Annotated in this window: 17 protein-coding genes and 1 tRNA gene; 11 read left to right on the forward strand and 7 right to left on the reverse strand. The window is 63.9% G+C overall.

What is annotated here, in order from left to right; genetic code table 11:
- Nucleotides 1-256: 256 nt before the first annotated feature.
- Both ssb and BKM74_RS15035 read left to right on the forward strand, forming a co-directional pair.
- The gene (gene ssb, locus BKM74_RS15030; protein WP_086466530.1) at nt 257-763 is read left to right on the forward strand and encodes a single-stranded DNA-binding protein; all 507 of its coding nucleotides are present in this window, start codon (nt 257-259) and stop codon (nt 761-763) included.
- A gap of 239 nt (nt 764-1,002) precedes the next feature.
- Complete coding sequence (locus BKM74_RS15035; protein ID WP_176342557.1) at nt 1,003-1,974, forward strand: sensor histidine kinase; 972 nt, start codon at nt 1,003-1,005, stop codon at nt 1,972-1,974.
- A 58-nt stretch (nt 1,975-2,032) separates the two neighbouring features.
- Here BKM74_RS15035 and BKM74_RS15040 read toward each other — a convergent pair whose 3' ends face one another.
- Complete coding sequence (locus tag BKM74_RS15040) at nt 2,033-3,388, reverse strand: pentapeptide repeat-containing protein (protein WP_086466532.1); 1,356 nt, start codon at nt 3,386-3,388, stop codon at nt 2,033-2,035.
- Nucleotides 3,389-3,670: 282 nt separating this feature from the next.
- Here BKM74_RS15040 and gyrA point away from each other — a divergent pair, with 282 nt between their 5' ends.
- The 4 genes from gyrA (at nt 3,671) to BKM74_RS15060 (ending at nt 7,868) form a co-directional block, all read left to right on the forward strand.
- A complete protein-coding gene (gyrA, locus tag BKM74_RS15045; RefSeq protein ID WP_086466533.1) occupies nt 3,671-6,481 on the forward strand; it encodes a DNA gyrase subunit A in 2,811 nt (936 codons plus the stop codon).
- Nucleotides 6,474-7,010, forward strand: a complete 537-nt coding sequence (gene coaD, locus BKM74_RS15050) for a pantetheine-phosphate adenylyltransferase (protein ID WP_086466534.1) — start codon at nt 6,474-6,476, stop codon at nt 7,008-7,010. Before gyrA ends, coaD begins: the two co-directional genes overlap by 8 nt.
- Nucleotides 7,011-7,109: 99 nt before the next feature.
- Nucleotides 7,110-7,185: transfer RNA gene (locus BKM74_RS15055), tRNA-Lys, on the forward strand.
- Nucleotides 7,186-7,226: 41 nt separating this feature from the next.
- Entirely contained in the window at nt 7,227-7,868 is a 642-nt protein-coding gene (locus BKM74_RS15060; RefSeq protein WP_176342558.1) for a DUF2459 domain-containing protein, read from the forward strand.
- On the opposite strand, the gene BKM74_RS15065 is transcribed toward BKM74_RS15060, so the two are convergent.
- The gene (locus BKM74_RS15065; protein ID WP_086466536.1) at nt 7,865-9,007 is read right to left on the reverse strand and encodes an aminotransferase class V-fold PLP-dependent enzyme; all 1,143 of its coding nucleotides are present in this window, start codon (nt 9,005-9,007) and stop codon (nt 7,865-7,867) included. The two genes, BKM74_RS15060 and BKM74_RS15065, sit on opposite strands and share 4 nt — an antisense overlap.
- Before the next feature lie 87 nt (nt 9,008-9,094).
- Between BKM74_RS15065 and BKM74_RS15070 the strand changes: the two genes are divergently transcribed.
- Both BKM74_RS15070 and BKM74_RS15075 read left to right on the forward strand, forming a co-directional pair.
- Nucleotides 9,095-9,973, forward strand: coding sequence for an alpha/beta fold hydrolase (locus tag BKM74_RS15070; RefSeq protein WP_086466537.1), 879 nt, complete (start codon nt 9,095-9,097; stop codon nt 9,971-9,973).
- 19 nt (nt 9,974-9,992) lie between these two features.
- The gene (locus BKM74_RS15075; protein WP_086466538.1) at nt 9,993-10,799 is read left to right on the forward strand and encodes a DUF502 domain-containing protein; all 807 of its coding nucleotides are present in this window, start codon (nt 9,993-9,995) and stop codon (nt 10,797-10,799) included.
- Here the strand turns inward: BKM74_RS15075 and recG are convergent.
- Nucleotides 10,781-12,862 carry an ATP-dependent DNA helicase RecG gene (recG, locus tag BKM74_RS15080; protein ID WP_086466539.1) on the reverse strand — a complete coding sequence of 694 codons (2,082 nt, stop codon included), beginning with the start codon at nt 12,860-12,862 and terminating at the stop codon, nt 10,781-10,783. The two genes, BKM74_RS15075 and recG, sit on opposite strands and share 19 nt — an antisense overlap.
- A gap of 96 nt (nt 12,863-12,958) precedes the next feature.
- On the opposite strand from recG, the gene BKM74_RS15085 reads away from it, so the two are divergent.
- Both BKM74_RS15085 and mfd read left to right on the forward strand, forming a co-directional pair.
- On the forward strand, nt 12,959-13,267 hold the full coding sequence (locus BKM74_RS15085) for a succinate dehydrogenase assembly factor 2 (RefSeq protein ID WP_086466540.1): 309 nt from the start codon (nt 12,959-12,961) through the stop codon (nt 13,265-13,267).
- Nucleotides 13,264-16,758, forward strand: coding sequence for a transcription-repair coupling factor (mfd, locus tag BKM74_RS15090; protein WP_086466541.1), 3,495 nt, complete (start codon nt 13,264-13,266; stop codon nt 16,756-16,758). The genes BKM74_RS15085 and mfd overlap by 4 nt, the downstream gene beginning before the upstream one ends.
- Before the next feature lie 47 nt (nt 16,759-16,805).
- On the opposite strand, the gene BKM74_RS15095 is transcribed toward mfd, so the two are convergent.
- From BKM74_RS15095 to BKM74_RS15105, 3 genes are all read right to left on the reverse strand, one after another.
- Nucleotides 16,806-17,558 (reverse strand): SDR family NAD(P)-dependent oxidoreductase, encoded by a 753-nt coding sequence (locus tag BKM74_RS15095; RefSeq protein ID WP_086466542.1) that lies wholly within the window; start codon nt 17,556-17,558, stop codon nt 16,806-16,808.
- 36 nt (nt 17,559-17,594) lie between these two features.
- Nucleotides 17,595-18,410 (reverse strand): nucleoside triphosphate pyrophosphohydrolase, encoded by an 816-nt coding sequence (mazG, locus tag BKM74_RS15100; protein WP_086466543.1) that lies wholly within the window; start codon nt 18,408-18,410, stop codon nt 17,595-17,597.
- Nucleotides 18,411-18,548: 138 nt separating this feature from the next.
- Nucleotides 18,549-19,346, reverse strand: coding sequence for a class I SAM-dependent methyltransferase (locus BKM74_RS15105; RefSeq protein WP_086466544.1), 798 nt, complete (start codon nt 19,344-19,346; stop codon nt 18,549-18,551).
- Nucleotides 19,347-19,404: 58 nt separating this feature from the next.
- On the opposite strand from BKM74_RS15105, the gene BKM74_RS15110 reads away from it, so the two are divergent.
- Nucleotides 19,405-20,289 carry an alpha/beta hydrolase gene (locus BKM74_RS15110; protein WP_176342559.1) on the forward strand — a complete coding sequence of 295 codons (885 nt, stop codon included), beginning with the start codon at nt 19,405-19,407 and terminating at the stop codon, nt 20,287-20,289.
- Here BKM74_RS15110 and BKM74_RS15115 read toward each other — a convergent pair.
- The gene (locus tag BKM74_RS15115; RefSeq protein WP_086466546.1) at nt 20,286-21,062 is read right to left on the reverse strand and encodes an MBL fold metallo-hydrolase; all 777 of its coding nucleotides are present in this window, start codon (nt 21,060-21,062) and stop codon (nt 20,286-20,288) included. The two genes, BKM74_RS15110 and BKM74_RS15115, sit on opposite strands and share 4 nt — an antisense overlap.
- Between the last annotated feature and the right edge of the window lies 1 nt (nt 21,063).

A 21,063-nucleotide genomic window follows, 5' to 3' on the forward strand; every position in this document is an offset into this window, starting at 1 on the left:
GAATTGCTTTCTTGCCACCTTTCAATTGCTAGCCTACATTAGAACAAAAAAAGAACAAAGAAAATTTGCGTCAGGAAACTTCAAGTGTATTTCTTGCGGGGTGAAGTTGGTACGGAACCGGAATGACTACCAGGTGGCATCTGAACGCCCTTTGCATGTAAAGTCGCTTCTTCCGGTGGTTGTTGGCACTGAGCTGGCGCCGCTTTGTCTATGATTTCGTTTGATTTGTATCGATTCTTGAGGTTTGGGGAAACACATGGCTGGGTCCGTCAATAAAGTCATTCTGATCGGTAATCTGGGGCGCGACCCGGAAATCCGGTCCATGCAGAACGGTCAGAAGGTGGCGAATCTGGCGCTCGCGACCTCGGAGAACTGGCGTGACAAGCAGAGCGGCGAGCGGCGCGAGCGCACCGAATGGCACCGGGTCGTGATTTTCAACGAGAACCTGATCGAGATCGCCGAGAAATATCTGCGCAAGGGCTCGAAGATCTATATCGAAGGCTCGCTGCAGACCCGCAAATGGCAGGACCAGAGTGGCCAGGAGAAATACACGACGGAGATCGTTCTGCAGCGCTATCGTGGCGAACTGACGATGCTCGATGGCCGGGCCGATGGCGGCAGCGGGTCGGGCGGTGGTTCTGGCGGTGGTTCTGGCGGCGGCTACGAATCGGCCCAGGACGATTATTCGGGCGGTGCGGCGAGTGGTCCGGCAGGCAGTCCCGCACGGGGCGGCAGCGATCTGGACGATGAGATTCCGTTCTGATAGGGGAAATCCCGTTCTGATAGGGGAAGTGCCCTTATTTCGCCTGACCAACCCAAAAATTAACGCTCTCGAAAGTAATAGAGCCTAAAGTTGGCAGGCATTTAACATCACATCACAATAGACATTGCATGGCTGGACTCCTCAAAGAGCGTCTGGGGCACTGGGTAAGTTTCTATCCGGAGCCTATCCTGCTCATTGAGGGCGGGGTCGTTCGCGATTCGAATATTGCTTTATCCCGATTGATCGGAATCGACGACCCTGCATTCTGCCATGGCCAGCCTTTCGCGCGTGTCGTCAGTATCGATGCGCAGCGTAAGGAAGGAATTTCCTGGCTGTCGGGCAAGCTAAGCGGACCAGATGCCGACGTGCCCATCGAGGTGCTGCTGCTGCCGCTCCGTGCCGGAAAGGAAGCGCGCGAGCATATTGTCTATTTGCGCGACCGCCGGCCCTTGCTTGAACGCGAAGAGACCCTGCACAGAGCGAGATTGCAGGCGGAGACGGAGCGGAACACGGCCCGGCAGTTCCTGGCGCAGATGACGCATGAGCTGCGGACGCCCCTGAACGCCGTGATCGGCTTCAGCGAGATCATGGTCAATCAGCTGTTCGGGCCGCTGGATGACCGGTATCGCGACTATGCCGAGGATATCATGCAGAGCGGCCGTCACCTGCTCGGCATCATCAACGATATTCTCGACCTGTCGAAGATCGAGGCTGGCGAGATGACGCTCGACGAGCGCCAGGTCGATGTCGGACGGGTGGTGCAGTCCTCGATCCGGATTATCAGCGAGCGCGCAGCCTTGGGGCAGGTGAGCATACAGGTCGATCCGGCCTGTATTTTTCCTTTCGTTATCGGCGACGAAACCAAGCTGAAGCAGCTTTTTCTCAATCTCCTGTCAAACGCGGTGAAATTCACGCCGTCGGGCGGCCGCGTTCTGGTGCGCAGCGAGATCGATTCGCGCGGCTGGCTCGCCATCTCTGTCATCGATAGTGGCATCGGGATGAGTGCTGCCGACTCGAAGATCGCAATGATGCCGTTCAAGCAACTGCACGCCAAGACCGAGCATGACGATCGCGGCACCGGCCTCGGCCTGACGATCAGCCAGGCCATCGCGGTGCTGCATAACGGCACGCTGGAACTGGTTAGCGAGGTTGGCAGAGGAACCAGGGTCACGCTGAAACTGCCCGCCGACAGGCTGATGGCCGTCTCCTGAGGTGCGTCCGCGCCGATTGGCGTCTTTCGCCTCCCCCCGGCAACAGATATCAGCTGATTCAGCTGAGACCGACGACCCCGTCGAGAATGGCGCCTTGCAGCTTTGCGCTGCCGATATCCGCGCCGATGAACCGGGCGTCGGTGAGATTGGCACCGGTGAGGTCGGCCTCGTCCAGCTTCGCCCGCGACAAATCGGCGCCGGCAAGATTGGCATACATCAGCCGGGCGCCACGCAGGTCGGCGCCCACCAGCCGCGCATTGCGCAGGTCCGTGCTGAGGGATCGCCCGGAACTGCCGACATCGGTCAGCGGCGACAAATCGGCGCCGGCCAGGATCGATTCGTTCAGATGCGCATGTTCCAGGCTTGCCCCGCGCAGATCGGCGTTGCGCAGGATGGCGGCGCGAAGGTCGGTGCGTGCCAGATTGGCGGTCGCCATCTCCACCCCGGTCAGATTGCAGCCGCGCAAGATGGCTTGTGCCATCGAAATGGCGGTCAGGCTGCGCCCGGCGAAGTCGCAGCGCGACAGGTCGATGCCGTCCAGCGTCAGCCGCTTGCCCTGGCGTGCCGCGCTCTTGACCCAGATCTCGTGCATGTCCAGAGCCGCTTCCAGGTCCAGATCGGAGGCTTCCGGCGTCTTCGGCAGGACCGCCCGGGCAAAAACCGGCGAGGAGAGGTGGTTGAGGTCGAGGATGGCGCCGGTCAGGTCGGCGCCGTCGAAATTGGCGTCGTGAATGCGGGCATTGGTGAGTACGGCGCCCTGGAAATCCGCGCCGGCTGCATTCACCCCGTTCAGGTTCACACCGGTCATGATGGCGTTCCGGAAATTGCTCATCCGCAGATCGGCGTTGCGCAGATCCGCGTTGGACAGGTTTGCCTCGCTGAAATCGGCGCGCAGCGTGAAGGAACCGCCGATTTTCGCATTGCTTAGGTTCGCCCCTTCGGCGTTGATGGCGGTCATGTCGGCATGGCCGTCGCCATGACTGACCACCGTGGGAATCCGGTTGGCGGAGTAGCGCGCCAGGACGGCCTCGCGGATGTCGGCTTCCATCAGATTGGCGCCGATCAGGCTGGCGGCGCGGAAACAGGCCCCGCGCAAATCGGCGCGTGTCAGGTCGGCGCCGTTGAAGTTGCTGCGGCGCAGATCGGCGGCGTAGAAATTGGAGAATTGCAGCTTGCTCCGCCGGAACAGGCTGCCGGAAAGTGCGGCGCCGGTGAAATCCGATTCGCGCAGGTCACGCGCGCTGAAATCGGTGTTTTCGAGCCGGAAACCCGATAACAGGGCGCGACGGCCACCGGGGCGGCCGGACAGCAGCCTTTCGTGAAGTGCCAGGGCCTTGGCAAGATCGACGGGACGGAGACTCTTGAGCTGGGCTCCTTCACCATCCTGCGAGGCAATCAATTTCGTATCAGCCATCAGTTTAATCCTGCCGCGCTTTTTGACAGGGCGTGCGGCACTGGTTCGCCCTGGATTTCGCTGAGCCTACTAAAATCATAGGCGCTAATCTTTAAGGCTCTCTTAAGAATGCACGCGGCGAGGCGATGCCGGCTTCGCAAGCCCGTCAGCGGCGTTGTTCGCATTCGCGAAACATGCTAGAAACCTTGCTCAAACAACAATATCTTGGGGTAAGCCAAGATTGCGCCTCATAATGACGCGCCGCTAAGCCACCATCGCCCGCAACGGAAAGTTCCCTTCGCCTTGTCCACGACGACGCCTCCTGGAACGCCCCCCGGCTTCGATGTAAAGCCCGTCTCCATCGAAGAGGAGATGCGCCGCTCCTATCTCGATTACGCCATGAGCGTGATCGTCGCCCGCGCCCTTCCGGATGTGCGCGACGGGCTGAAGCCCGTGCATCGCCGCATTCTCTATGCGATGAAGGATGGCGGCTACGACTGGACGAAACCCTATCGTAAATCGGCCCGTATCGTCGGCGACGTCATGGGTAAATACCATCCGCACGGCGACAGCGCCATCTACGATGCGATGGTGCGCATGGCGCAGGATTTCTCCATGCGCCTGCCGCTGATCGACGGGCAGGGCAATTTCGGTTCGATGGACGGCGATCCGCCGGCGGCCATGCGCTATACCGAGGCGCGGCTCGCCAAGGCGGCCGAGGCGCTGCTGCGCGACATCGATAAGGAGACCGTGAAGTTCGTCGCCAACTATGACGAATCGGTCGTCGAACCGACGGTGTTGCCGGCGGAATACCCGAATCTTCTGGTCAATGGCGCCGGCGGCATCGCCGTCGGCATGGCGACCAACATCCCGCCGCACAATCTGGGCGAGGTGATCGATGCCTGCTGCGCCTATGTCGATGATCCCTCGATCGGCATGGAAGAGCTGATGCAGCATGTGCCGGGGCCGGATTTCCCGACCGGCGGCATTATCATGGGCAAGCGCGGCATCCATGAGGCCTACAGCACGGGGCGCGGGTCGGTCATCATGCGCGGCCGCGTGGCGGTCGAGGAAATCCGCAAGGACCGCGAAGCGCTGGTGATCAGCGAGATCCCCTATCAGGTAAACAAGGCGCGCCTGATCGAGCGGATTGCCGAGGTGGTGAACGCCAAGATCGTCGAGGGTATCTCGGACATCCGCGACGAGAGCGACCGCGACGGTGTGCGCGTTGTCGTGGAAATCAAGCGCGACGCCCAGGCGGATGTGGTGCTGAACCAGCTCTACCGCTATACGCCGCTGCAGACCTCCTTTGGCGTGAACGCGCTGGCGCTGAATGGCGGCCGGCCGGAGATGATGACCTTGAAGCAGGTCATCGAGGCTTTCCTGCAGTTCCGCGAGGAGGTCATCACCAAGCGCACGGTCTATGAGCTGGGCAAGGCCCGGGACCGGGCGCATATCTTGGTCGGTCTTCTGGTGGCGATCCAGAATCTCGATCCCGTCATCGAGATGATCCGCGCCTCCAAGGATGCCGCCGAGGCGCGCGCCGCGCTGATGGCGACGGACTGGCCGGCGATGGATGTGGCGCCGTATATTGCGCTGATCGACGAGCCGGGCCGCGCCGTGGTCGATGGCAGGTACCGGCTCTCCGAAGTGCAGGCCAAGGCTATCCTGGAACTGCGCCTGCAGCGCCTGACCGGCATGGAGCGCGAGAAGCTGGTCGAGGAAACCCAGGAGATCGCCGGCAAGATCGAGGAATATCTGGCGATCCTCGGGTCCCGCGAGAAGCTGATGAGCGTGCTGCGCGAGGAGCTGGTGCGGATCAAGGATCAGTTCGCCACGCCGCGCCGTACCGCGCTGGAAGAAGGCGAACTGGACCAGGATATCGAGGACCTGATCCAGCGCGAGGACATGGTGGTGACGGTCAGCCGTCTCGGCTATGTGAAGCGCGTGCCGCTCTCGACCTATCGGGCGCAGAAGCGCGGCGGCAAGGGGCGCGCCGGCATGGCGACCCGTGACGAGGATTTCGTGTCCCGCGTCTTCGTCGCCAACACGCATACGCCGCTGCTGTTCTTCACCTCGCGCGGCATGGTCTATCGGATGAAGGTGTGGCAGTTGCCGCTGGCAACGCCGCAGGGCCGCGGCAAGCCGATCGTTAACATGCTGCCGGTGCAGGCGGGCGAAGGCATTTCCACCATCATGCCGATGCCGGCGGATGAGGATAGCTGGGGTGGGCTGCATGTCATGTTCGCCACCTCGGCCGGCACGGTGCGGCGCAACTCGCTGTCCGACTTCACCAACATCAAGTCGAACGGCAAGATCGCCATGAAACTGGCCGAAGGCGAGCATCTGGTCGGCGTCATGCCCTGTTCGGAAGAGCAGGACGTGCTGTTGTCCACCCGCAATGGCCAGTGCATCCGTTTTGCCGTCACCGATGTGCGTGAGTTCAAGGGCCGCGATTCCATGGGTGTGCGCGGTATCAGGCTGCAGAATGACGATCAGGTCATCTCGCTGTCGATCATTGACCATGTCGCGGCCACGGCTGACGAACGGGCCGCCTATCTGCGGCGGGCCGCGGCACTGCGGCGCCAGAATGGCGATGAGGGGGCTGAGGAGGCCGTCGTTCTGGAGGCCGAGGAGGGCGCTGGCGCCGGCGGTTCGCTGGACGATGCCCGGTTCGAGGATATGGCCGCACGCGAGGCCTTCATCCTGACGGTCAGCGAAAAAGGCTTCGGCAAGCGCAGCTCGGCCTATGAGTACCGGGTTACCGGACGCGGCGGGCAGGGCATCGCCAATATGGAGCTGAACGAGCGCAACGGTAAGCTGGCGGCCTCTTTCCCGGTGGCGCAGACCGATCAGATCGTGCTGGTGACCGATGGCGGCCAGCTGATCCGTTGCCCGGTACACGATATCCGCATTGCCGGACGCCGCACGCAGGGCGTTACCCTGTTCCGGGTGGCCGAGGACGAGCATATCGTCTCGGTGGCCTGGATGGCCGAGGAAAGCGGTGCCGCGGAGGACGAGATCGGCGACGAGATCGAGGACGCCGCTGAAGCAGTCGAGGGCGACGCTGCTGAAGGGGAGGCGGCGCCGGAATCGGAGGGGAGCGATGAATAAGCATCTGACCGGGGTCTATCCGGGCACCTTCGACCCAATCACCCATGGCCATCTGGACATCATCAAGCGGGCCTCGAAGATGGTCGATCATCTGATCATCGGGGTCGCCCAGAATGCCGGCAAGGGGCCGCTGTTCAGCATTGGCGAGCGACTTGACCTTGTTCGGGGCGAGATCGCCGCGCTGAATGACACGGGGGAGTACGGCCATATCGAGGCGCGGTCGTTCAGCAATCTGCTGATGCATTTCTGCCAGGCGGCGAATGCCTCGCTGATCATCCGCGGGCTGCGCGCCGTCTCGGATTTCGAATATGAATTCCAGATGGCCGGCATGAATGCCCGCCTCGACCCGAAGATCGAGACCGTGTTCCTGATGGCCTCGGAACGCCACCATTTTATCTCCTCGCGCTTCGTGAAGGAGATTGGTGCTCTGGGCGGCGATATCAGTTCCTTCGTGCCGCCCCGCATTGCCGAGCGCGTTATGCACCGCTTCGCCAAGGACAACACGCCGGAAGTCGAGACCCGCGCCTGAATTCAATTGCCCATATAGGGTGCATACAGGGATTGACCGGGCGGGCAAGCTTGCCTAGGTTGCCGGCACCCGAACGCACCTTGGTGCGTATCGTGCAAAGAGTCCTTAGCTCAGCCGGTAGAGCAACTGACTTTTAATCAGTAGGTCGTGGGTTCGAGTCCCACAGGACTCACCAATTTCCGCCAGCGCGATGACCGTTTCCGCTAAGGTATGGTCATGCTGCTGCGGCTCCTTTCCCTTCTGCTGCTTCTGGCTGGCTGCGCTTCCGGCGACAGCGTGCCGGCCGATATTGCCGCGCGCGACGGACCGCCGGCCCGGACCCTTCATGTCATCAGCAATGGCTGGCATGCCGGCATCATCCTGGCACGCTCTGACCTGCCGGTGGGGCTGCTGCCCGAGGCGGCGGATTTTCCCGCTGCCGCCTGGCTGGAGTTTGGCTGGGGCGACCGCGAATATTACCCCAATCCGCGCCCCACGATGGGGATGGCGCTGGCCGCCGGGCTGACGCCGACGCCAGCGGTATTGCATATCGCCGGCCGTGCGGCACTGCCGGAGGCGGGCGGGAAGCTGGAAATCCTGCGCTTTCGCATCAGCGAGGCGGGGCTGCGCCGCTTGGTGGAACGCATCGATGCCGCCATGGAGCGCCCCGCCGGTCAGGATCGTGCGGCCAGCCTTGCCCCCGGCCTTTACGAGACCAGCCTGTTCTACCCGGCGCGGGGGGAGTTCCACCTGTTCAACACCTGCAACAGCTGGGTCGCGCGCAAGCTGGCCTGGGCCGGCCTGCCGGTCAGCGATTCCGGGGTAACGATGGCCGAGGATCTGATGGTGCAGCTGAGACCGCTGGCTGTGCCGCGTTAGCCGAGCACGGCATCGCGCAAAATCTCATACTCTTGTATGTGATTGTAGGGCGCCGCCGAGATTCTGACCCAGGGATTGCCGCCGAAATGATGCACCGGAACCTCGATCCGGTGGTTCTCCCACAATTCGTCAAGGATCGTCTGCGCCGGTACATCGCGGAACCGGTCGGGCAGGCGGATCGTCGCCATGCTGCCGCGCAAGGGCGCCGGCGTGCCGATCCCGGTACCCCAGGCTTGCGCCAGCATCTCCGCCGCCTCCGTCGCCAAATCGCGGCAATAGGCGCGGATCGCGGGCAGTCCGCCGATGCTGTCGAAGAACGCGATTGTCGCGCCAACCGACAGCCAGGCGCTGGCGTCGCGCGTGCCGGTCCAGGAGAATTCCTCGGCGAAGCCCTTCCTGAACGGATGCGAGATGGTGGTGGGGTGGATTCCAGCCTGCCGGTCCGGCGCCACCCACAGGAAGGCGCAGCCTTTCGGCGCGCACAGCCATTTATGGCAGTTGCCGGTGTAGAAATCGGCGCCGATGGCCGGTACGTCGAGATCCAGCATACCCGGCGCATGCGCGCCATCCACCAGCACCAGTCGCCTCTCGCTCTTGCAGGCGGCGATCAGTTCCTGCAGGGGCTGGATCGTTGCGGTGGGGGAGGTGATATGGTCCAGGATCACCAGCCGCGTCCGGTCGCTCAGCTTTGCCTTAACCGCCGCGACGATGGAGTCCGTGCCTTCCAGCGGAAACGGCACCTCGGCGATCTTTATCGTGGCACCGGTCTTTTCCTCAATGAAATGAACGGTCTGCTTCACGGCGTTATAGCCATGGCTGGTCACCAAAATTTCATCGCCCTTTGCGAAGTCCAGGCTGCGCAGCACCGCATTCACACCGCCGGTCGCATTCTCGACAAAACCGAGATCGGCGGGATCGGCGCGCAGAAACCGCGCCAGATCGGCCCGCGCTTTCTCCAGCGCCTCCGGCAGCACCCGCCGCATGAAGTTGACGGGATTTTCCTCCATCAGGTCCTGCCAGCGCCGCTGCTCGGCCAGCACGGCTTTCGGCGTGGCGCCGTAGGAGCCATGATTCAGGAAAATGATATCGTCGCGCAGGTTCCAGTGGTGCCGCACGGCTTGGCCAAGGCTTGCCGCCATCTCTCATCCCCTCTGCAGACCGGTTCAGGCTCGTGTATGCTGCCGGAGCGGGATGGCGCGACGCCAGCAATATATTGTGGGGGTGACATGTTCGAAGGGTTCACGCAGCACCGGATCGAAACCAGTGGGGCGGAGATCAATCTGCGCACCGGCGGGCAGGGGCCGGCGCTGCTGCTGCTGCACGGTTATCCGCAGACCCATGCGATGTGGCACCAGATCGCCCCGGCGCTGGCGGAGCGCTTCACGGTGGTCGCCCCGGACCTGCGCGGCTATGGCGATTCCTCCAAGCCGAAGACGGATGAGCGGCATGCACCCTATGCCAAGCGCGCCATGGCGCAGGACATGGCCGAGGTGATGACAGCGCTGGGCGTCGAGGAGTTCATGGTGGCCGGGCATGACCGTGGCGGCCGGGTGGCGCACCGGCTGGCGATCGACCATGCTGACCGGGTAACAAAACTGGCGGTGCTGGACATCGCCCCCACGCATGAAATGTACAGGGCGACCGATATGGAGTTCGCCACCGCCTATTATCACTGGTTCTTCCTGATCCAGCCCTATGATCTGCCGGAACGCATGATCGGTGCCGATCCCGGCACTTTCCTGGAGCGCAAGATGGGCCATTGGGGGCGCGACGGGGCGGCCTTCACGCCGGAGGCGATGGCGGAATACAAGCGCTGCTTCTCCGATCCGGCGACGATCCATGCCAGCTGCGAGGATTACCGCGCGGCGGCGACCATCGATCTGGAGCATGACGAAGCCGATATGCACCGGAAGTTGAGCTGCCGGGTGCTGGCGCTGTGGGGCGAGAAGGGCTTCGTCGGCCGCAAGTACGATGTTCTGGACGTCTGGCGGAAGCGGGCGCTTCATGTCGAGGGGCATGGTATTCCCAGCGGCCATTTCCTGGCCGAGGAAGCCCCGCAAGAAACCCTGGACGCCCTTATGGCGTTCTTTTCCCGACCCGATTGATCTTTTTCGAGCGAACCTCATGAGCACCGAGCCGACCGGCATGCCCGACACCGATCCACGAACCAGCCCACGAACCAGCCAGGAGGAGGCCGCGCCGCGCCAGAAGCGCAGCCTTCGCCTGACGATGACCAGCCGGCTGCGCGCCTATTTCTTCGCCGGTGTGCTGATCACCGCCCCTATCGGGCTGACCATCTATCTCGCCTGGCTGCTGATCGACTTCATCGACAAGCAGGTCATGCCGCTGATTCCCGTGCGCTACAATCCGGAGACCTATCTGCCGTTCTCCGTGCCCGGTATTGGTCTCGCACTGCTGCTGGTCACGATCACCCTGATCGGCGCGCTGACGGCCGGTTTTGTTGGCCGGCTGATCCTGCGGGTGGGCGAAGCCGTCGTGAATCAGCTGCCGGTGGTACGCAGCGTCTATGGCGCGGTGAAGCAGATCATGGAGGCGGTGCTGGCGCAGCAGTCCAACGCCTTCCGCCAGGTCGTGCTGGTGGAGTATCCGCGCAAGGATTGCTGGGTGATCGGCTTTGTCAGCGGCGCCACCACCGGCGAGGTGCAGGCGCGCACCGAGGCTCAGGTCATCAACGTTTTTATCCCGACCACCCCGAACCCAACCTCCGGTTTCCTGCTGTTCGTGCCGGGCGAGGACCTTGTGTATCTCGACATGAGCATCGAGCAGGGCATCAAGATGGTGGTTTCGGGCGGCATCGTGGCGCCGGCCTGGTCGGAAGGGCAGGGGCGTAAAGTCAAAGCCCGCCCGCGCAAGCAACTGCCGGAGCCAGTCAGTGACGAAGCCGCTGCCGCTCAGCCGGAGCGTAGATAGCGCGCTGCCGCGTCGCGCTCGAACAGGTAGAGCAGCACGCGCAGGCGCTGGCCGCGCTCGCCCTGCAGGTCAGGATCGCGGTCAAGTACCAGCCGGGCATCGTCGCGGGCGGCCTGCAGCAGCTCGCCATGGGCGGCGAGGTCAGCCAGGCGGAAGGTCGGCATGCCGCTCTGCTTGGTGCCCAGCAGATCGCCGGCGCCGCGCAGTTTCAGATCCTCTTCGGCGATGACGAAGCCGTCTTCCGTTTCGCGCAGGATTTTCAGCCGCGCCGTGGCGGTCTCGCTGAGCGGCTTCTGGTACAGCAGAATGCAGGTCGAGGGCTTGTCGCCGCGCCCGATGCGACCGCGCAGCTGATGCAGCTGGGCAAGGCCGAAACGCTCGGCATGCTCGATCACCATGATTGTGGCCGCCGGCACGTCCACGCCGACCTCGATGACGGTGGTGGAGACCAGCAGATCGATGCCGCCCTCGGCGAAGCCCTCCATCACGCGGTCCTTGTCGGCCCCCTTCATGCGGCCATGCACCAGCCCGGCGCGCGCACCGAAGCGTTGGGCGAGGGCGGCATGGCGCTCCTCGGCGGCGGCAACGTCCAGCGCTTCCGATTCGGCGACCAGCGGGCAGACCCAATAGACCTTGTTGCCGGCGTTCAGCGCCCGTTCGACTGCCGCCGTTACCTCTTCCAGGGCCTCGGTCGGCTTGGCGATGGTGACGATGGGCTTGCGGCCCGCCGGCTTCTCGGTGAGGCGCGACACGTCGAGATCGCCATAGGCGGTCAGCGTCAGGGTGCGCGGGATCGGCGTCGCGGTCATCACCAGCACATCGACGCCGCGTCCCTTGCCGGACAGAGCGATGCGCTGATGCACGCCGAACCGGTGCTGCTCGTCGATCACCGCCAGCATCAGATCCCGGAAGACGACATCCTCCTGGATCAGCGCATGGGTGCCGACAACGATGCCGGTCTCGCCCGAGGCCAGGCCGGCCAGGATCGCTTCGCGGTTCCGGCCCTTCTCGCGGCCGGTCAGCAGCGCCACCTTCACACCGGCAGGGGCGGCCAGCCGCTGGATGGTCGCCAGATGCTGGCGTGCCAGAATCTCCGTCGGCGCCAGCAAGGCTGCCTGGCCGCCGGCCTCGATGGCGGCCAGCATCGCCAGCAGCGCCACCACTGTCTTGCCGCTGCCGACATCGCCCTGAAGCAGCCGCAGCATGCGCTTGTCGCTGTCCATATCCGCGGATATCTCGGCCAGTGACATTCGCTGGGCGTTGGTGAGAGAGAAGGGCAGGGCGCCCTCGGCCAGCGCACGGAGCCGCCCGTCACCCCGGATCACCCGGCCGGACTGGCGCTTCTGATGGGCGCGGATCAGCGCCAGCGCCAGCTGGTTGGCCAGCAGCTCGTCAAAGGCGAGACGCTGCCGCGCCGGGGTCAGCGGCAGCAGGTCGGCTTCGGATTGCGGCGCATGCACGCTCTCCAGCGCCTCGCGGAAGGACGGCCAGCGCTGCCGGGCGAGCCAGGCGGCATCCTGCCATTCGGGCAGCTCCGGCAGCCGGTCGAGTGCACCGCGCACCGCCTTGCGCAGCGTCTTCAGCATCAGACCGGCGGTCAGCGGATAGACCGCCTCCACCCCGGCGATCTCGCCGGCTTCCTCCGGTTTCGCGATATAGTCCGGATGCGCCATCTGCGCGCGGTCCTGGAAGAATTCCACCCGGCCGCTGACCACACGGGTTTCGCCGACCGGCAGCTGCTTGACCAGGAAGTCGCCCCGGGCGTGGAAGAACACCAGATCGATATCGCCGCTGGCATCGCGGCAGATCACGCGATAGGGCCGGCGTGGCGTGGGCGAGGGGATGTGCCCCTCGATGCGGACGGTCAGGGTCGCGATGCGGCCCGGTTCCGCCTCGGCAATGCGCGGCGTGTAGGAGCGGTCAACAATGCCGCTGGGCAGGTGCCAGAGCATATCGACCACATGCGGGCCGATGGCGCCCTGCACCAGCTTGCCAAGGCGCGGGCCAAGTCCGGGCAGGGTGGTGACATCGGCGAAAAGCGGGAACAGAATCTGGGGACGCACGCAACCGGCCTGGCTGTTGGTGGATGAAATGCCATTGAACGGCTGACAGAGCCGCTCCTCAAGTCTATATCCTAGGCTTCGAGAAGGAGGACACCAATGTCGGATCGCCCCTCATCCGGGACCGAACCCCAATCAGAGCCGTTGGAAACCCGCCGCCGGCGCCTGCTGTACCGCAGCTGGTATTGCGGCATCAAGGAAATGGATCTGCTGCTGGGCAGTTTCGCCAAGCAGCATCTCGATTCCATGACCGAGGCGCAGCTCGACAGCTATGAGGCATTGCTCGGCATGAACAATGATCCGGCGCTGTATGGCTGGATCATGGGCCTGTCCGAGCCGCCGCCTGGCATGAATTCCGATGTTCTGGAGATGCTGCGTAACTTTAAATTTGTCGATTCACGGTCTTGAAATCACTTAAACAAACACTGAACGCCCCCGGCCGTACTGCGCTGTTCGGGGCGCCTGCAGGGTATGACGCACTGATCCTGTCCCGCCTGGCGCGGGAGGCGGGAGGGGACGGCATTCTGCATGTTGCCGTCGATGATGCGCGCATGGCCACGCTTGCCGAGGCTCTGGCTTTCTTCGCGCCCGATTGCGAGGTGCTGCAGCTGCCGGCCTGGGACTGCCTGCCCTATGACCGGACCTCGCCGAATGGCGAGATCCTGAGCAGCCGGGTGGACAGCCTGACTCGCCTGCTGCTGCCCGCCGAAAAGAAGGGCGGCCGCATCCTGCTGACCACGGTGAGTTCGGTGCTGCAGAAGCTGCCGGCGCGCGCCAGCTTCGAGGGGGCGGTGCTCTCGGTCGAGGTTGGCCAGCGGGTGCAGCTGGACGATCTGATCGGCTTTTTCCAACGCAACGGTTATATCCGCGCCGATACGGTGCGTGAGCCGGGTGAATATGCGGTGCGCGGCGGTATTCTCGATGTCTATCCCGCCGGCGCCCCGGAGCCGCTGCGCATCGACCTGTTCGGCGACGAGGTGGATGGCATCCGCAGCTTCGATGCGGTCACCCAGCGCACCGTCGGCAAGGAAAAGCGCATCCTGTTCAAGCCGGTCGGGGAAATCTTCCTGGACGAGGCCTCGATCCAGCGCTTCCGTCACGGCTACCGCCAGGCCTTCGGGGCGGAAACCGGCGGCGATCCGCTCTATGAGGCGATCAGCGCCGGCCGCCGCCATGTCGGTATGGAGCATTGGCTGCCGCTGTTCCATGACCGGCTGGAAACCCTGTTCGATTATATGCCCGGTGCCGCGGTCAGTTTCGACCATCAGGCGCAGGAAGCGCTGGATGCGCGCCTGGGGCTGATCGACGAATATTACGAGGCGCGGCGCGGCATGCTGCGCGCCGGCGGCGAGGACGGGCAGGTCTATAAGCCGCTGCCGCCCGGCCATCTTTATCTGATGGGCGCGGCGCTGCCGAAGCTGTTGGCGGTGCGCGCCTCGATCCAGCTTTCGCCCTTCATGGCGCCGGAAGCGGAGAAGGACGAGACCGGCCGCGCCATTCTCGATGCCGGCGGCCGGCTTGGTCCGGATTTCGCGGAGGCTCGCGCTAGGCCCGACCTGAACCTCTATGACGCCGTGCGCGATACCATCAAGGCGGAGCAGGGCAGCGGGCGCCGGATCGCCATCGCCGCCGTCAGCGCCGGCTCGCGCGACCGTCTGTCGGCGCTGCTGCGCGAGCATGGCATCGACGGGCTGCATCCGGTGGAGGGCTGGCGCGAGCTGGAAAAGCTGGAGCGCGGCGCCGTCGCGCTGGCGGTCATCGGGCTGGACCGGGGCTTCGCCGCCGAAGGCGTCACGGTCATCGCCGAGCAGGACATTCTGGGCGAGCGCCTGTCGCGGCCGGCCAGGCGCAAGCGCAAGGCGGACGCCTTCATCGCCGAGGCCTCGGCCCTGACCGAGGGCGATCTGGTCGTGCATATGGAGCACGGTATCGGCCGCTATGACGGGCTGGTGACGCTGGAGGTCGGTGGCGCGCCGCACGACTGCCTGCGGCTGATCTATGCCGGCAACGACAAGCTGTTCGTGCCGGTGGAGAATATCGACACGCTGTCGCGCTATGGCTCGGAGGATGCGGCCGCACAGCTCGACAAGCTTGGCGGCGTCGGCTGGCAGGCACGCAAGGCGCGGGTGAAGCAGCGCATTCGCGAGATTGCCGAAAAGCTGATCCGTGTTGCCGCCGAACGCGAGCTGCGCAAGGGCGAGCCGGCACGCCCGGCCGAGGGGCTGTTCGACGAATTCTGCGCGCGCTTCCCCTATTCGGAGACCGACGACCAGCTGCGCGCCATCGAGGAAGTGCTGGCGGATATGGCCTCGGGCCGGCCGATGGACCGGCTGGTCTGCGGCGATGTCGGCTTCGGCAAGACCGAGGTGGCGCTGCGCGCCGCCTTCGTCGCCGTGATGGCCGGTATGCAGGTTGCCGTGGCGGTGCCCACCACGCTGCTGGCGCGCCAGCATTTCAAGACCTTCAGGGAGCGTTTCCAGGGCCTGCCGGTCCGGGTCGAGCAGCTGTCGCGGATGGTCACGGCGAAGGACGCGAAGGACGCCAAGGCGGGCCTCGCCGACGGGTCCGTCGATATCGTCGTCGGTACCCACGCGCTGCTGGCGAAAAGCGTGTCCTTCAAGCGGCTGGGGCTGCTGATCGTCGATGAGGAACAGCATTTCGGCGTGGCGCAGAAGGAGCGGATGAAGGAAATCCGCGCCAACATCCATGTGCTGACGCTGACCGCGACGCCGATCCCGCGCACGCTGCAGATGGCGCTGGCCGGCGTGCGCGAGATGAGCATCATCGCCACCCCGCCGGTGGACCGGCTGGCGGTGCGCACCTTCGTCATGCCCTATGACAGCGTGATCATCCGTGAGGCGATCATGCGCGAGCATTATCGCGGCGGCAAAAGCTTCTATGTCTGCCCGCGCCTGGACGATCTGGCGAAGGTGTCGGAACGGCTGCGCAACCTGGTGCCGGAATGCAAGCTGGCGGTGGCGCATGGCCAGATGCCGGCCAGCGAGCTGGAAGAGGTGATGACACGCTTCACCGACGGCGCCTTCGATATCCTGCTCTCGACCAATATCGTCGAATCCGGCCTGGATATTGCCTCGGCCAACACGCTGATCATCCACCGGGCGGACATGTTCGGGCTGGCCCAGCTCTATCAGCTGCGCGGCCGGGTCGGCCGTTCCAAGACCCGTGCCTACGCTTATATGACACTGCATCCGCAGATGAAGCTGACGCCGAACGCGGTGAAGCGGCTGGAGGTGATGCAGACGCTGGATACGCTGGGGGCGGGGTTCTCGCTGGCCTCCTACGATCTCGATATCCGCGGCGCCGGCAACATGCTGGGCGAGGAACAGTCCGGCCATATCAAGGAGGTTGGCGTCGAGCTGTACCAGCATCTGCTGGAGGAGGCGATTGCCGAACTGCGCAGCGGTGCGGACGCGGCCGCCGCCGAGGAGGAATGGACGCCGCAGATCGCCATCGGCATGCCGGTGCTGATCCCGGAGGCCTATGTCGCCGATCTGTCGGTCCGGCTCGGCCTCTACCGGCGCATTGCCACGCTGCTGGATCGGCAGGAGATCGACAGCTTCGCCGCCGAGATGATCGACCGCTTCGGCCCGCTACCCGAAGAGGTGGAGAATCTGCTGCAGATCGTCGCCATCAAGCGGCTGTGCCGGCAGGCCGGTATCGACAAGGTGGATGCCGGGCCGAAGGGCGCCGTGCTGTCCTTCCGCAACAATCATTTCGCCAATCCGGGCGGCCTTGTGCAGTTCATCTCCAGGCAGGCCGGCAGCGTGCAGCTGCGCCCCGATCACAAGCTGGTCTGCAAGCGCCCCTGGGGGCAGGCGGACAAGCGCGTCGTCGGGCTCAACCATCTGCTGGGCGAGCTGGCGAAGATCGCCGCATAAAAAAGCCCCCGCCAGAAGGCGGGGGCTTCCTGTTCGGTCCCAGCCGCTTACTTGCGGACCACGTTGAACGGGCTGAAGGCCTGGCAGGCGGCCATCAGCTCGATGCGGTTGATGTTCACATTGGCCGGGAAGGTGGCGGTGAAGTAGATCACCTCGGCGACATTGTCCGGGGTGATCGGATCGGTGCCCTTGTAGACATCCTTCGCCTTGTCGGCATCACCCTTGAAGCGGACCATCGAGAACTCGCTTTCGGCGAGGCCGGGCTCGACATCGGTGACGCGGATGTTCTGGGCCACCAGATCGGCGCGCAGATTCAGCGAGAACTGCTTCACGAAGGCTTTGGTGGCGCCATAGACATTGCCGCCCGGATAGGGATAGCTGCCGGCGACGGAGCCGAGATTGATGACATGGCCCTTGCCGCGCTCCACCATGCCGGTCAGCAGCGCCTGGGTGCAGTAGAGCAGGCCCTTGATGTTGGTGTCGATCATCGTCTCCCAGTCGCTCATGGCGACCAGATGGGCCGGCTCCAGACCCAGGGCGAGGCCGGCATTATTCACCAGCACATCGACATTCTTGAAATTGTCGGGCAGGGCGGCGACAGCGGCGCGCACTGCTTTCTCGTCGCGGACATCCAGCGGAATGATATGGACATCGGTGTCCAGTTCCTTCTGCAGCGCCTCAAGGCGCTCCTGCCGGCGGCCGGTCAGGATCAGCTTGTGCTTGTCCTTGGCAAAGCGGCGCGCCGTGGCGGCGCCGAATCCGGCCGTGGCGCCGGTGATGAAGACGGTTAGCTGGGACATGATTGAAACCTCTATTTTAGTCAACAGTTCAGGTGGTTAGGCGGATTTCTTGAGTTTCTCTCCGGCTTTGGCGCGCTGCCAGAGCGCTTCCATCTCCGCGAGGCTGGCCTGATCGGGCGTGCGCCCTTCGGCGGCCAGGGCCGATTCGATGAACTGAAAGCGCCGTTCGAACTTGGCATTGCAGTCGCGCAAGGCAAGCTCCGGATCGACCTTCAGATGGCGGGCGAGGTTGGTGAGCGCGAAGATCAGATCGCCCATCTCCTCATGAATATTCGCGGAATCGCGGCGCTCGGCGGCCAGCTCTTCCTTCAGTTCGGCCAGCTCTTCCTCGATCTTGGCGATGACCTGCGCGGTTTCCGGCCAGTCGAAGCCGACCCGCGCGGCGCGCTTCTGCAGCTTTTCGGCGCGCATCAGCGCCGGCAGGGCAAGGCCGACATCGTCGAGAATGCTGGCTGTTCTGCCTTTCGCCTCGGCCTTGCGGGCGCGCTCGGCGGCCTTCAGCTCTTCCCAGCTCAGCTTGACCGCCTCGGCAGTGTCGGCCGTGCCATCGGTGAACACATGCGGATGGCGCTCGACCAGCTTGTCGGAGATCGCGGTCGCCACGGCGTCGAAATCGAAATGCCCGTCTTCCTTTGCCATCTCAGCATGGAATACGACCTGGAGGAGGAGGTCGCCCAGCTCGTCGCGCAGCTGGCCCATATCGCCCTGGCGGATCGCATCGTCCACCTCATAGGCTTCTTCGATGGTGTAGGGCGCTATGCTGGCGAAATCCTGCGCGCGGTCCCACGGGCAGCCGTCCGGCGCGCGGAGGCGCGCCATGATCCCGAGAAGCCTGTCGATCGGTGCGGTCATGAGATGCGGAATAAGCTGTATGGTTACCGGAGCGGGAGAGTAGCGAGAATGGGCAGGGGATGAAACCCCGGATGGTGATCGCCGTGTGGCGATTGCAGCGTCCAATTATCGCATAATGTATATTATGGTAAATATTGATCAGGCAAGGGCCAGGGTTACGATCAGTTCGGACTCATTATCCTCGGTGAAGCCGCTGCGGCACCCCGTCAGCGTCAGCCCGGCGGCTGTTGCCAGGGTTTCGATATCCTGCCTGTCGAGGATTGCATACTGCATGGCAGCGCTTTCCTCGCGAAGAATCGCCCCGGATTCATCCAGCAGCGCGAATGTCAGCGCCGTAATATGGACGGCACCATTCTCCACCACCCGGTTCTCTGTGGTGTGGTATGCCAGCCTGCCGCTAAACCCCTGAGCCTCGGATTTCAGCACCAGGCTGCCGCGCTGGGCATCGATCTCGCTCTGCGGGACCGGACGGCGCAGCAGATCGGCGTCCGGCAGATGCAGCACGGCCTGACCGTCCGGCGTCAGATGATCGGCGATGCGCTGCAGAAAGCTGCGCCGTCCGTCCGGATCCAGTACATAGCTCAGGCCGTAATAGCCGACGATGATGCGTTCGAACCGGCAGCCAAAGGCGAAATTCTCCATCCGCTGGGCGCACAGTAACGGCCGTCCGAGATCGGTATTACCGCCATAATGGGTCTGGGCCTGCTGCAGGAGCTCCACCGAGGCATCGAAGCCGACAAGCAGCCGTCCCGGTGCCCCCAGCGCCGGAAACAGCCTTCCGCTGCCGCAGGCGGCTTCCAGAACGCTGCCGGTGCCGGCGGTGAAGTCGCGATAGAACTCCGCCTCGCCGATCAGGTTCGAAGCGCGCCCGAACAGCAGATCGTAGAACCCGACCCGCAGATTATGGCCGCTGAAAAATGCCGCTCCGTCAGTCATGCGCGCAGCTTATGCGATCAGGCCTCGACTTGCGCAAAAATCGACCGAATTCAGACTAATGTCTGTTCTTGTTCTCGCACGCGCGCTGAAATTCACGGCAATCCCTGCTCTGGTCGCCTCGCTGCTGTCCGGTTGCTCCGGCCTGGCAACGCTGAACGCGGCGTTGCTGTCGCAGGATTATCCGGTTGCGGCGGATATTGCTTATGGGCCGGATCCCCGGCACCGGCTGGATGTACACAGGCCGGAGGACGGTTCGGGACACCCGGTGGTTGTCTTTTTCTACGGCGGCGGCTGGAAGAATGGCGACCGCGGCGATTACCGGTTCGTTGCCGAGGCGCTGGTGAAGCGCGGCTATGTCGTCGTGATTCCGGATTACCGGGTCTATCCGGCGGTGCGGTTCCCTTCCTTCATCGAGGATGGCGCCAGGGCTGTCGCCTGGGCGCGCGAGAATGTTGGGCGCTATGGCGGCGACCCTGAGCGGATATATCTCGGCGGTCACTCGGCCGGGGCGCATCTGGGCGCGATGCTGGCGCTGAACCGGCACTACCTGCAGGCTGAAGGTCTCGATACGGATATCGTCAAGGGCTTCTTCGGCCTGGCCGGGCCCTATGCGTTCGACCCGACAGAATACAGATCGACCCGCAATATCTTCGCCACGGCGGAAAACCGGGAGAGCACCCAGCCGGTCGCGTTCGTGACCGGCCGCGCGCCGCCCATGCTGCTGCTGCACGGCGCCGGTGACGGCACGGTCTATCCGGTGAACTCAAAGGAACTGGCAAAGGCCTTGCGCGAGAAGAACGTGCCGGTCCGTCATGTCGAATATCCCGATACCGGCCATATCGCCATCTTGCTGGCCTTCTATCCGGAACTGGCCGGGTCGTTGCCGCTGATCGATGATGTCACCCGCGCCCTGCAGGATTTCGAGGCCGGGACGTTCCGTTAACCCTCAATCACCAATCCGTCATAGCCAGGCTCCACGCCGGGCGGACAGGCCACGCGCAAGGCCTCGTAATCGGCGTGGTGGTTCATGTGGTGCAGCACCGCCCTGCCCGGTTTCACCCGCGCTACCCATTCCATCGTGCGCTCGAAATGCGCATGGGTCGGGTGCGGCTCGAAGCGCAGGCAATCGACGATCCAGACATCGACGCCGGTCAGCAGGTCGAGGGCCTCGTCGGACAGGAAAGCCACATCCGTCGAGTAGGCAGCGCTCATTTTATTCGGCATATCGAACCGAAAACCCGTTGAAACAGAATAGCCATGGTCCTGTTCGAAGGATGTCACGCGGATGCTGCCAACCTGGAACGGCCCATCGATCACATGCGGTGTCAGGCAGGGTTTGTAGAAGTAGTCCTTCTCGATGGGCTTGAAGACATAGCTGAAGCGCTTCCCGATGGCGTCCAGGGTGGCCGCATCGGCATGGCAGTCGATCCAGCGCCCGGTCAGCAGGTTCAGCCCCCTCACCTCGTCGATGCCGTGCACATGGTCGGCATGGGCATGGGTATAGAGTATGGCCGTAACGTCCTGCACATTGGCATCGACCAGCTGGTCGTGCAGGTCCGGTGGGGTATCGACCAGCAGGGTAGTTTCCCCGTGCTGGACGAGGATGGAGGCGCGCCGGCGGCGGTTCTTGGGGTTGGCGGGATCGCAGTTTCCCCAGTTTCCGCCGATCATCGGCACGCCGGTCGAGGAGCCGCAGCCGAGGATGGTAATGCGCATG

The organism is Oceanibaculum nanhaiense, assembly GCF_002148795.1.
GTDB classification, from domain to species: domain Bacteria; phylum Pseudomonadota; class Alphaproteobacteria; order Oceanibaculales; family Oceanibaculaceae; genus Oceanibaculum; species Oceanibaculum nanhaiense.